The following is an 11,451-nucleotide window of genomic DNA, read 5'->3' on the forward strand; positions in this document are numbered from 1 at the left end:
GAGCTTTCACACGTGGCACTGGATTGCCTCGCGGTGTCGGGTTACGGCAGAGTCTCACTCCTGTCAGGCCCCGCATACGACACACCTGTACCCCCAGCGGTACGGAACAACAGCAGCACCAGGTCAACTCCATACCGTTGTCGTATGCCGCCCGCGCACCACACGGCGCTCCTCGCCGAGGAGTTGCCCACCGGGCCCGCGCCTCCGTGACCCCGCAGTTGGGAGGCCAGCGCCAGGGGCACGATTGCGTCCGCCAGGGTCACCGAGGCGGGCGATGCTGGAAGGAAACCGTGTGAGCCGGATCTCGGTCCGGGGATTCGCAGTGGCCTCGGCCACGGCGGTCACCGCAGTCGGCAGCGTCGTCGGAGTTGCCTCGGGCAGCACCGCGCAGACGACCACTGACGACGCAGAGGCGGTCGCGAACGACACCACGTTGCTCGCTGACATACCTGTGGGCCAGCAGGCTCAGGTCCAGACCGCGTCCCTGACTGCACAGGCCGACGCCCAGGCCATCGCCGCCGACGCGAGCGCCCGCAAGGACGCCGAAGCAACCGCCCGCAAGAAGGCGGCCCGGGACGCGATCGACAAGCAGAAGCAGGCGGAGAAGGCCGAGCAGGAGCGCAAGGCCAAGGAAGAGGCCGAGAAGAAGGCCGAAGCCGCCGGTTCGCTCGGTGACGCCCCCGTCAAGAGCTCGTACTCCATCGCCGAGATCCAGGCGATGGCGAAGGCGGTCGTGGCGAGCGACCAGTGGACGTGCTTCAGCAACATCGTGAACCACGAGTCCACCTGGAACTACCAGGCCGTCAACCCCTCCTCGGGTGCCTACGGCCTCTTCCAGGCGCTGCCCGCCGGCAAGTACGCGTCCGCCGGTGCCGACTGGCGGACCAACCCGGCCACGCAGATCAAGTGGGGCCTGAACTACATGGAATCGCGCTACGGCAGCCCCTGTGAGGCCTGGTCGTTCTGGCAGGCCAACCACTGGTACTAGGTCGTTCGGTCGTCGGGTGCCCGGCATCCGGCCGCTCAACCTTCGGAAGCCCTCCACCGTCCTTGGGTGGGGGGCTTCCGCCATGTACGGTCGAAGCTCCTGAGGCGCGCCGCGGCCTCCGGGAGGAGTGGTGACCAGCAGGGGCGACGGGGGAAGACGGGGAAGAGGACGGATGATGTCGCGAGTTCCTGGATGGCTCGGCCGGCTCGGCGCCGGACTGAGCGGGTGGAGCGAGCGGTTGGAGCGACGCCGGGCGCAGATCGAGGCGGAGGCGGAGGCCGAGGGGTCCGCGGGGTCGGAGGGGTCCGCTGGGGCGGAGGGGTCCGCGGGGTCGGAGAGGTCGGGACGGGACCGGGGCATCGCTGGGCGTGGTGCAGGCTCCGGTGACGCGGGCGGCTCCGGTGAGGCGGGTCCCTCCAGCGGTGGCGGCGGCTCCGGTGACGCGGGCGGCTCCGGCTCAGGTGGTGCGGACGCCGCCGGTGGCTCAGGGAACGCCGGCGGTACGGGTGATGTCGGCGGCTCCGGTGACGTCGGCGGCTCCAGCGCTCGGGGGCAGACGTCCGCCCCCCTTCTCTACACCCGTCCCGACCCCGCGTCCGCGGTGCCCTGGGGCATGCGGGTCGCGGCCGAGGCCGGGTGGCGGCTGCTCGTTCTGGCGGGCACCGTCTGGGTGATGATGCGGATCATCAGCTCCGTACAACTGCTGGTGCTGTCCTTCACGACCGCGCTGCTCGTCACCGCGATCCTCCAGCCGACGGTGGCCCGGCTGACCCGGCACGGCGTACCGCGCGGCCTCGCCACCGCGCTGACCGCCATCCTCGGCTTCGTCATCATGGGGCTGATCGGCTGGTTCGTCACCTGGCAGGTCATGGAGAACATCGACGACCTCTCCGACCAGATCCAGGACGGCATCGAGGAGTTGCGGGGCTGGCTGCTGGACAGCCCCTTCCACGTCACCGAGAACCAGATCAACGACATCGCCAAGAACCTCCGCGAGGCGATCAGCGACAACACGGACACGATCACCTCGGCCGGCCTGGAGGGCGTGACCGTCGTCGTCGAGGCGCTCACCGGCATCCTCCTGACGATGTTCTCCACGCTGTTCCTCCTCTATGACGGCAAGCGGATCTGGCAGTGGACCCTGAAGCTGGTGCCGGCGGCGGCCCGACCGGGCGTCTCGGCGGCGGGCCCGCGTGCCTGGCAGACGTTGACCGCGTACGTACGCGGCACGGTGATAGTGGCGCTGATCGACGCGATCTTCATCGGCCTCGGCATCTACTTCCTCGACGTGCCGATGGCGGTCCCGCTGGCCGTGTTCATCTTCCTGTTCGCCTTCATCCCGCTGGTGGGCGCGGTCGTCTCCGGCGCGCTGGCGGTGGTCGTGGCGCTGGTGACCCAGGGCGTCTTCACCGCCGTCATGACGCTGGTCGTCGTACTCGCCGTCCAGCAGATCGAGGGGCACATCCTCCAGCCGTTCATCCTCGGCCGGGCCGTACGCGTCCACCCTCTCGCCGTCGTCCTCGCCGTCGCCGCGGGCGGCATGGTCGCGGGGATCGGGGGCGCGGTGGTGGCCGTGCCGCTGGTCGCGGTCACGAACACGGTGGTGGGGTCGTTGCGGGCGTACGCCGACGACAGCCTGCGGGCACGGCTGAAGGGCGGCGAACCAGACCGGGCCTAGAGTCCTGCGGTGCCCAGGGGGTGGGGCGTCGTGGTTTGGGAGTACGACGCCGTTGCCGAAGGTGCGGGTCTCGATCAGACGTAGGCCGGTCGGGGCCGTGATGTCGGCGGCCCGTAAGAGGCGTTTGTCCGCGCCCAGCAGCACGGGGTGGGCAGAGAGCCGGGAAGCGTCCCGGCTGGCGTGAACGCATCACACCCCAGCATGACGGCATGGGACATCTCCTCGTCCGGCGTCCAGTTCGTGACCTCGCTGGTCGAGGACGCGATGGACGACCTGGCCAAGGACGTCAAGGCGTACGGCACGGACGTGGCGAGCGCGGCCGAGTCGGCCGGGACGATCAGCGCGGCGTACTGCGGGGCGTCGCAGACCGGGGCGGTCGGGGCGGCGTTGGCGTTGTTCGTGGAAGGGACCGCTCAGGAGGTGCTGTTCCTCGGGGCCCGCGCGGCGAAGTCGGTGAGCGGGGCACGTGAGGCCACCGGGTACTACGAGGGCGGGGCCCTGGAGATGGCCGCCACAGCCCAGAGGAACGCCCTCGCGGCGCCGAAGGTGGAGATGCCGGGCAAGGGCGGCGAGGGCCAGGGAGGCGGCGAGAAGTGATCGAGCCCGCTGGCATACCGCAGTTCACCGGTGACTTCGCGCAGTTGGAGAAGGATATTTCGGGGCTGCGTCTGGAGGCCGCCGGCATCAGCGACGCCGGCGGGGACGTGCACTCCCGCTTCCAGGCGCTGGGAGCGTACTACTTCGCCCCGGAAGCCGACGACCTGTTCGCCACCACCGAGCCGGTCATGAGCGGGGCCTCCGCGTTCGCCGGAAAGCTGGAGACGGTCGCCGACGCGCTGGAGGCGTACTGCGCCGAAGCCCGGCCCCTGGCGAAGCGGCTGGCCCAGCTTCAGACCGACGCCTACACGTTCGTCGACAGTGTCGACGGTGACGACGAGTGGACGTACGACGAGGACAAGGTCCAGCGCCATCAGGCGCTGCTCGACGGCGTCGCCGCGGCGGAGAGCGCGTTCCGCGCGGCCGAGCGCCGGGCGGCCACCAAGATCTCCGCGCTGGTGGGCGGCCCGAAGTTCGTCGCCGACGACGGCAGCCACACCGTCGACAAGAACACGGTCATGTACGGCTACGGCCTCGACATGCTCAAGGGTGCCGGGGAACTGCCATGGGGCAGCCCGGTCCAGGAGTCCCACCACGCGTGGGAGCTCGACCACTGGGGCAAAACCCTCGTCTGGGACGGCATCTACAAGGACAACATCGAGCCGGCCGTGACGGGCCTGGTCGATCTGGCCACGTTCGACGGCGAGGCCTGGGGCGGCGTCCGGGACGTACTGACCGGCATCGGCCTCTACACCATCTCCCCGTACGACGCGTTCATGGACTGGGCGATCGGTCCGGACGAGGAGAGCGCGGACGAGGTCCGGGGCAAGCAGGCGGCCAAGGAGTTCGCCAAGGGGCTCGTCGCCTGGGACACCTGGGGCGAGAACCCGGTCCGGGCCTCCGGCACGGTGATCTTCAACGCCTTCACCCTCGGGGCCGGTTCCTTCACTCGGCTGGCCAGGGGCGCGGAGGCCGGGAGCAGTGTCGCGAAGGGGGCCGGCGCGGCGGCGAAGATCGGCGAGTACCTCGACCCGCTCTCGGCCGCCGTCAAGGTCGGCGGCAAGGCCGTGGACACCATCCCCAGGCTCTCCGACGTCACGGCCCGCATCACGTCTGGCCTCGGCACCACCACGGACTCGACCCGGACGACCAGCGTCCTGGAACTGAGCGACGGCTCCAAGGTCCTTATCGAGAACGGGGAGTTCATCCATGTCGACAAGAACGGGAACGTCGTTTCGGCGGAGGCGCCGAAGGAGCCTCCGGTGGTCTCCCGACACGACGCTGCGGAGCAGGAGCCGGTGCGGCAGCGTGAGCCTGTGGGTGTCGGGTCAGCCGCGCGCCCGCATGAGGCGACCGCTCACGTCGGTGACAGCTCATCCAGCGGTGGTCACACCGCGCGTGACATCTCGGACGCTGATGGTCTGCATCCCGGTCCGGGAGGCACCACGGTCGACAGCCAGAGCGGGTCCGCAGATCACCATTCCTCCGGCGCGGGTGAGGGCGCCTTCGCCGATCAAGGCGGAAACGGCCCCGGGTCTTCCGCCGAGGCGTCAAGGGGAGAGCTGCCGTCAGAGCGAGCCAATGAACCGTTGCCTGAGCTCACGCAACAGGAGAGAGATGCTCATTGGGGTCATTTGGAGGAGGTCGAATCACGGAGCCCAGAGGAGTTCGACGAGCTTCAGCGAGACCCGGACAAGAACGGTGGAATTTCCGAGCCGTCCAAGGACGAAGCCCGCGTCGGGCTGGATCTTCGTGAAATCGGGCGCCTCCCTCACGACATCCAGCGTCCAGCGCAAGCGGACCATGGCGAGTTCTACTCACCGAGTGAGGACAAGTACTACGACATCAAGGGGGTCCACTCCGACTGGCCGCCCTTCAACAACGTCCGGGACAAGTCCCAGCCATTCAAGGGGGCTTACGACCCGGCCAACAACGACCGCTGGGTGAAGAAACTCGCGGTGCAGATCGTCGACAAGAATCGCATTGTTATCCTGGACGTGCGCAATGCGAATCAGGCAGCAATCGACGACATCAAGGGAGTCGTCGAGAAGAACGGCTGGGAAGATGATGTCATCTGGTACCCGTAAGAACTGGGCTCCTCGCGCATTCCCCTCGGACCCACAGGCAGCTGCTCGCCTCAGCGAGTGGATACAGGAGGAGTGCGAGGGCGGGCTGGATGCCATCGGTCTCGACCTGAGCAACGCAGACCTGTCCGAGGGGGTCTTCTCGGAGTGCTGGTTCATTGACGCAAAGCTCGTCAATATCAAGCTCATCGGAGCGGACCTTTACCGCTCCAACGCGGAGGGCGCCGACTTTTCCGGCGCAGATCTGACCCGGTCCTCACTCGTCCGAGTCAATCTCGATGACACGGTACTGCGCGGAGCAATTCTCGACGGGGCAGACCTGGTCAAGGCATCAATGTATGGAACCGACGCCTCACATGCTTCTTTTCGCGGAGCACACATCATGGGCGCAGACCTGCTCGACGCAAACCTCCGTGGAGCAGATCTCTCCCATGCCGTCCTTCAGGAAAACCCCTTCAGGGTGACACTAGATCACAGGACCATTCTGCAAGGGCTCTCGGGAACCCTTTTCGGCCCGGTCAACCTTTTTGAAGAGGGTGTGGGTGACGAACTCGGCGGAAGCGAACTGGAAAAATGGTTGAATGATCGCGGCGGCAACGTACGCGTGCTCTCCGGCGGTCGTGGGCGCGAGGGGTGACCAAGGACGTCATAGCTCTCACCCCGAAGATGCCGGACGCGCGGACGGTTCTCGCGGGGCTTTACGCCGGTGGCCCCGGTCTCCGGGTGGGGGGCATCGCTGAGGGGGCCGTCATTCAACTGTGCGCAGCCGGGGGGCGGCCGTTGGTCTCGGTCGAGGTGCCGATCTTGGTGCAGGTTCCGGGGGAGGTCGAGCGGCTGCTGGGCTGCGAGGTCCAGGAGGGGCCTGTGTGGTGGACGGAGGCGCGGGCCTCCACCGCCGTGGCGGAGGCTGAACGGCTCGCGGGGTCCTACGCCGGGCGACTGGCCGCCGTGCTCGGCGGGATGGTGTGGCCGGACGAGGCCGCCTCCACGGATGTCGTCCCGCTCAGCACCGAGGTGTCGGCCGTCTCCGTACCGGACACTGGCGTCCCGGCCGTCGACGTTCTGACCACCTCCACGGCGGTGGTCATCCAGGACCGCCCGGTGGTCGCCATGAGCAGTTGGCTCTCCGACGCGCTGCGTGCGGCCGCCGGAGCCGGCCGTGCGTTGCAGATCGTCACGCCGGCGACGGCCCAGCTCACCCTGCCCACCCGCGTCGCCCTGCGAGGGCTGCCCAACCGCTGGGTCGTCCAGCACCCGGACCATGGGTACTACGACGGCTTGTCCGGCGCTCGCCTCCAATGGCAGAACGGCACTTTCACCCCCGTACGCAACGAGCACGGCAGGGCGTCCACCGTCCCACAGTTCGCGACTCCTGCCGCGGACTCCGGTGAACGTCAGTTGATCCTCAACCTGCGCACGCGCCACAACGCCGCCGAGGATCTCGTCCTGGGCCGTGCGCTGGAGACTGCCTGGAAGCACGTCACGGGTGCGCCGCCGGTCGGCTGGAGCACCGCCGAGCCTGTCAACCTTCCCTGGAGCACGCGCCAGTTGACTGAACTGGCCCGAGCCCGCGCGCCGCAACCGACCTGGCTCGTCGCCGTCGGCGACCCGACGCGTCCCGCTCTCGCGACCGCCCGGGTCGCCCGTACGCCCGCCGGGGTCGAGGAAGACATCACCCTGGCCCTTGGGTACGGTGCCGACGAATCTCCGCCGCTCGACGCCATCGAGCCTCTCGCCCAGGCCCTGACCGGCGGTCAGGGGCTGGCGTCCATGCTCGTCTCGCTGCGTGCCGGCCCTCGGGATCTCACCGTTCCGCCGTGCCGTGAAGCACCGCCGATTCCCGTCTCGTTCACCCTCGGAGCCGGGGGGGTACGACACATCGGACTCGCTCACGCCCGCCGTCCGCCGGTCGGCATCACTCCTGTCCAGTACGGTTCCGAATCGGCCCCGGCACTTCACTATCCCCTCGGCGATGGCAGCGATCCCCGCGTCTGGACGGTGTTCCAGCAGCTCAGCTCCCACCTACGTGCGGACAGTGCCTGACGGTTCGCGATACTCCCCGCGCTTGGAGCCGTTGGGCCGTGACCGAAGGGGGCGTCAGCGCAGCACGTCCAGGTCATCCGCCGGGGGTGGGTAGTGCGGGGCGCAGTCCTGGCAGGCGTAGACGTTGAAACCCGGGCCCGTGGCCCCGTGATGCTCGTGGACCAGGACCGGGGTCTGGGTGAGGCGTTGGCAGCGGGCGCACATGCGGATCGGGGGGCGTCGCGGTGCGTGGTGGTCCGTGCTCGTCATCGGGCGGCTCCCGCTGGAACGGCCGGGGCATGGACCTCGCGGGGTGCGGGTGACTCCGTGTCGAAGCCTAGGCTCGCCAGGTAGAGGACGCGGCGGCGTTCGCGGAGGCCACGGGTTGCGCGGCGGCGAACCCGTTCGTCCAGGGTGAATGTGCGGGGCACTTCCGTCGCCGTGACGGGCGGGAGCGGTGACCGTGGGACGACGGGGATGGCTGGGCCAGGTGGTGGGACGGGGGTGGATCCCGCTCGGTGGCTACCACGCGGGTTCGGCAGCCAGTTGCCCAGCATCCAGGCCAGGGCTCGGACGGTAAAGTCCAGCATCGTCGGCGCTCCTTCTCAGCGTTGACCATGCCCCGGGGCCCTGCCAGGCCGCCGGGGTTCGATGTTGCTCAGCCTACATTGCTACGCATGTCAGTGCATAGCAGTATGTAGCTACTTGCCTATCGATGCAGCTCAGCGCTGTTTTACGGTGGCAACCATGGCAGCAGAGTCGAACAGTTCACCGATCGACCCGAGCAAAATCGCTTACGTATACATGCAGGTGGCCGACCACATCGCCGCCCAGATCGCCTCCGGCGACCTGCGGCCAGGCGCACGCCTGCCTGGAGAACGAGATCTCGGCACGGAGTACGGCGTCGCGTACCTGACTGCCCGCCGCGCGATCCGCGAACTACGCGAACGCGGCCTCGTCGTCACGCTCCCCGCGAAGGGCACCTTCGTCGCCTATCCGCAGGAGTCCGAGCCGGACTCCGCTCCCGAAGCGGACACCGACGCCCCCTCGGAGCAGTAGGCCGCCATCGCCCCTCCGGCGCCGGTTTACTACTTGATTTGACACCGCATTGGTAGCCTGGCGTCATGGAGACTCCGGAGCAGTACGGCGTGGACGAGGGGCCGGCGCAGAAGGTCAGCGTATCCATGCCCGCAGGTCGTATCGCGGCAGTCAAGGCCCGGGTGGGCGCGCGCGGCTTCTCCGCCTATGTCAGCGCGGCCGTGGAACGGCAGATACAGCGCGATCTGCTGGAGGAACTGCTTCAGGCGAAGGAGAGCGAGATCGGCCACCCCTCCCCTGAGGTGCAGGAATGGGCCGCCGAGATCTTTCAGGACGCCGAGGCCATGGCAGCCGACGAGCACACGGCCGAGACGACCGACGGGGGCGAGGGCACGGAATGGTCCGATCGCAAGGCCGGTTGAGTCACGGTGTCCTGCTCCTCGACAGTGAGGGACTGAGTAAGTTCATGGCCAACGATGCGCGGGTCACCGGCCTGGTTCGCGCCGCTCAGGCCAAGGACACACTCGTGGCTCTGAGCAATCTCACGTTGATCGAAGCGTGGCACTCCAAAGTACGCATGGACCGCCTTCGCTGGCACACGTCCCGGCTGGAGGTGTTGCCTGTCAGCGATGCCATTACTTGGCGTGCTATCGAGCTATTGCGGAACGCGAACCTCCACGGTCACAAGTACGCGATCGACTCTGTCGTCGCCGCCACGGCTCTGGGCTACACCGGGCCGCGCATCATCGTCACCTCGGACGCGGACGACATGAACAAGCTGTGTGGTGACAGGGTTCGCGTCGTGGCGATTTGAGCAGCGCTCTGGTTGCATGCGTGCCGCGACCGGGGCGGGATACCTCCACGGTCAGGCCGCCTGCTGAACGGCGGCGCGCAGCCGTGCCTCAGCTCTCGCTCGTCGTCCCACCGGTCCTCGGGAAGGAGACCTCCACTCGGCGGTTCTTCTTGCGGCCGTCTTCCGTGGAGTTGTCGGCGATGGGGTAGTCCTCGCTGTAGCCGCGTACCTCGAAGGTGACGTTGCCGCCCAGGTCCGCGGCGAGGAGGTCGTGGACGGCCTCCGCGCGCTTCTTGGAGAGGGTCAGGCCGTGGGCGTAGGACCCGAGGTTGTCCGTGAAGCCGAAGACGCGGACCGTGCCCGCGCTGTGGTTCTTGATCTCCTCCGCGATGGCCTGGATCCGGGACTGCGCCTGGGGATTCAGTTTCGCGCTGTCCTTCGGGAAGAGGACCTCCGCCTGAAGTGCGAACGTCACGTTCTCGTTCGTGTCCTCGCGGCGTTCCTCGCCGCCCAGATCCTCCACGACCGACTTGATGTCCAGGACCTTGGCGGGGGCGAGGGTCGCGCCCTGAGCGAGCTTCAGGTTCGGACTGTTCGCGTCCACTTCCGGGGGTGGGGAGGTGGTGACCGTGCCCGGGGGTTCGCTGGGGTCGTCGGCGGCGTGGGCGGGAAAGGCGAGGGTCGCCAGGAGGGCCACGGCCGTGGCCAACGTGGCCGTCGTGGCGGCACGTGGGGTCGGGGCGGTCATCGTCACGTCACTCGCCCTCGGAGAGTTCGATCGTGGCGGGGGGCATGGAGCCGACCTGGAAGTCTACGGAGGTTGTGCCTTCGGGAGGGGCGGGGAATTGGGCGTACCAGTCGGTCGCCTGTCCCGACTCCACACCGCCTCCCTCGAACTTCGTACACAGACAGCGCCCTTCGGTGTCCCGGAGCACGAGGTACTTCTTCTTCCCCGCACCGTCCACCAGCGACGCACCAGCCAGGGAAGCCCCGTTCTTGTTCAGTTCGCGCTCGTCGCCGCGCCAGTCCGCCGCAGGCCAGAAATTTCCGCCGTTGTTGGTGACCGTGCCGTTGACCGTCACATAGCCGCCCTGGTCCCGTTCGGCCGAAACCACAGAGAGGGTGATGGCACCGCTCTTGACCTCGGCCAAAGCCGATTTGACGTCGGGGGCTTGTGATTCTTCCTTGTCACCGCTCTCTTTGCTGGAAGGCTGAGAAGACGAAGCGGGGTCTGACGACTTCTTGTCGTCGTCTCCTCCCCCACTGCATCCGGCAACCGTGAGGAGCAGCCCGGTCGCGATCGCCACCGCGGTCACTGCCCTGCGGCCCTTCATGGTGCGCCGAAGGTTCATCGGTACGGCTTCCTCTCACTCGGCCAGATACACAGAGAACATCACGGACGCCTCGGGAAGATCGTCCGGGTTGAAATCTCCGGGGTCGATCTCCACCGGCACGCCGTCGCAGTCCAGGGTGACGGGTTGCGTGGGGTTGGTGTTCGGAGCGAACTCGCAGCGCGGCTGGATGACGGCAACGGCCTGAGCCCGGGCCGTCATATCCTCGGTGCCAGGAATAATCGAGTCGCCCACGGTGTAGTCCGTCACGACGTCGACTTGGAACGCTAGGTCACCGTCCACCTCGGTGGGCTGGGCACCACCTTCGACTGTCGAATTGTTCTGAGCGGCCAACTCCGCTGCCGCAGCGGTGGCTTCCCCTCCGGGAGGGAGCCCTCTGGACAGGTCGAGCCAGTCCAGCCAGTCGCTGTTGCCGTCGGCGATGTCGTCCCTGAGAACCAACAACAGCTCGTCCCGCGCCTGCTGCGCGGCCGCCAACGCGGCAGCGTCCGCCGCGGTTTGAGCACCATTGCGGGCGGACGCTGCCTGCGCGAACGCGAAAAAGGCGAGTCCCACGAAAAGAATGATCGTCGTGAGCCAGATGTAGATGGGAAGCGTGGATCCCCTGGCACCACGAAAATCAGACGAACTCAGCCGCCGATGACGTCGGTAATGGCATCCCGGATCGCGCCCGAGATCAGTCCGTCGAGACCGAGTCCGTCGATCATCACGAAAATTCCCGCAATGATGATCATGATGCCCGCGTACTCCACGAACCCCGCGCCGGCGTCCCGATCCTGCCCCCTCATTCGGGAGACGACGGTCCTCTTCCACGCCCCGAAACGGTGCTTCACCTTCATGGCGGTTGCCTTCCCGCGCGATGCCGACACCAACCGGATCACCGTACGTGAGATGACACG

At 67.7% G+C, this 11,451-nt stretch carries 14 protein-coding genes; 9 read left to right on the forward strand and 5 right to left on the reverse strand.

Going from position 1 to position 11,451, the window contains the following annotated elements; translation table 11 throughout:
• Positions 1-274: 274 nt before the first annotated feature.
• From ACFY9I_RS32815 to ACFY9I_RS32840, 6 genes are all read left to right on the forward strand, one after another.
• Positions 275-988, forward strand: a complete 714-nt coding sequence (locus ACFY9I_RS32815; protein ID WP_391008193.1) for a transglycosylase SLT domain-containing protein — start codon at positions 275-277, stop codon at positions 986-988.
• A 175-nt stretch (positions 989-1,163) separates the two neighbouring features.
• The gene (locus ACFY9I_RS32820; protein ID WP_391008338.1) at positions 1,164-2,666 is read left to right on the forward strand and encodes an AI-2E family transporter; all 1,503 of its coding nucleotides are present in this window, start codon (positions 1,164-1,166) and stop codon (positions 2,664-2,666) included.
• A gap of 201 nt (positions 2,667-2,867) precedes the next feature.
• Positions 2,868-3,263: a DUF6507 family protein gene (locus ACFY9I_RS32825; protein ID WP_391008195.1), complete on the forward strand. Its 396-nt coding sequence runs from the start codon at positions 2,868-2,870 to the stop codon at positions 3,261-3,263.
• Positions 3,260-5,350, forward strand: coding sequence for a hypothetical protein (locus ACFY9I_RS32830; protein WP_391008197.1), 2,091 nt, complete (start codon positions 3,260-3,262; stop codon positions 5,348-5,350). Before ACFY9I_RS32825 ends, ACFY9I_RS32830 begins: the two co-directional genes overlap by 4 nt.
• Entirely contained in the window at positions 5,328-5,984 is a 657-nt protein-coding gene (locus ACFY9I_RS32835; protein ID WP_391008199.1) for a pentapeptide repeat-containing protein, read from the forward strand. Before ACFY9I_RS32830 ends, ACFY9I_RS32835 begins: the two co-directional genes overlap by 23 nt.
• Positions 5,981-7,390: a DUF6177 family protein gene (locus tag ACFY9I_RS32840; protein ID WP_391008200.1), complete on the forward strand. Its 1,410-nt coding sequence runs from the start codon at positions 5,981-5,983 to the stop codon at positions 7,388-7,390. The genes ACFY9I_RS32835 and ACFY9I_RS32840 overlap by 4 nt, the downstream gene beginning before the upstream one ends.
• A 54-nt stretch (positions 7,391-7,444) precedes the next feature.
• On the opposite strand, the gene ACFY9I_RS32845 is transcribed toward ACFY9I_RS32840, so the two are convergent.
• On the reverse strand, positions 7,445-7,639 hold the full coding sequence (locus ACFY9I_RS32845; RefSeq protein ID WP_391008202.1) for a hypothetical protein: 195 nt from the start codon (positions 7,637-7,639) through the stop codon (positions 7,445-7,447).
• Positions 7,640-8,116: 477 nt separating this feature from the next.
• Between ACFY9I_RS32845 and ACFY9I_RS32850 the strand changes: the two genes are divergently transcribed.
• From ACFY9I_RS32850 to ACFY9I_RS32860, 3 genes are all read left to right on the forward strand, one after another.
• A complete protein-coding gene (locus ACFY9I_RS32850; RefSeq protein WP_391008204.1) occupies positions 8,117-8,428 on the forward strand; it encodes a GntR family transcriptional regulator in 312 nt (103 codons plus the stop codon).
• 65 nt (positions 8,429-8,493) lie between these two features.
• On the forward strand, positions 8,494-8,829 hold the full coding sequence (locus ACFY9I_RS32855) for a hypothetical protein (protein ID WP_391008205.1): 336 nt from the start codon (positions 8,494-8,496) through the stop codon (positions 8,827-8,829).
• Positions 8,830-8,873: 44 nt separating this feature from the next.
• Complete coding sequence (locus ACFY9I_RS32860; RefSeq protein WP_391008207.1) at positions 8,874-9,221, forward strand: PIN domain-containing protein; 348 nt, start codon at positions 8,874-8,876, stop codon at positions 9,219-9,221.
• A gap of 88 nt (positions 9,222-9,309) precedes the next feature.
• Here the strand turns inward: ACFY9I_RS32860 and ACFY9I_RS32865 are convergent, their stop codons facing one another.
• Genes ACFY9I_RS32865 through ACFY9I_RS32880 form a run of 4 tightly spaced genes read right to left on the reverse strand, consistent with a single transcriptional unit; the run spans position 9,310 to position 11,391 of the window.
• The gene (locus tag ACFY9I_RS32865) at positions 9,310-9,948 is read right to left on the reverse strand and encodes an OmpA family protein (protein WP_391008209.1); all 639 of its coding nucleotides are present in this window, start codon (positions 9,946-9,948) and stop codon (positions 9,310-9,312) included.
• A 7-nt stretch (positions 9,949-9,955) separates the two neighbouring features.
• Positions 9,956-10,552: a hypothetical protein gene (locus tag ACFY9I_RS32870; RefSeq protein ID WP_391008211.1), complete on the reverse strand. Its 597-nt coding sequence runs from the start codon at positions 10,550-10,552 to the stop codon at positions 9,956-9,958.
• A 15-nt stretch (positions 10,553-10,567) separates the two neighbouring features.
• The gene (locus ACFY9I_RS32875; protein WP_391008339.1) at positions 10,568-11,185 is read right to left on the reverse strand and encodes a pilus assembly protein TadG-related protein; all 618 of its coding nucleotides are present in this window, start codon (positions 11,183-11,185) and stop codon (positions 10,568-10,570) included.
• A complete protein-coding gene (locus ACFY9I_RS32880) occupies positions 11,182-11,391 on the reverse strand; it encodes a hypothetical protein (RefSeq protein ID WP_391008341.1) in 210 nt (69 codons plus the stop codon). Before ACFY9I_RS32880 ends, ACFY9I_RS32875 begins: the two co-directional genes overlap by 4 nt.
• Positions 11,392-11,451 lie beyond the last annotated feature (60 nt).

It is taken from the genome of Streptomyces sp. NPDC012510 (assembly GCF_042955065.1).
Classification (GTDB): Bacteria; Actinomycetota; Actinomycetes; order Streptomycetales; family Streptomycetaceae; genus Streptomyces.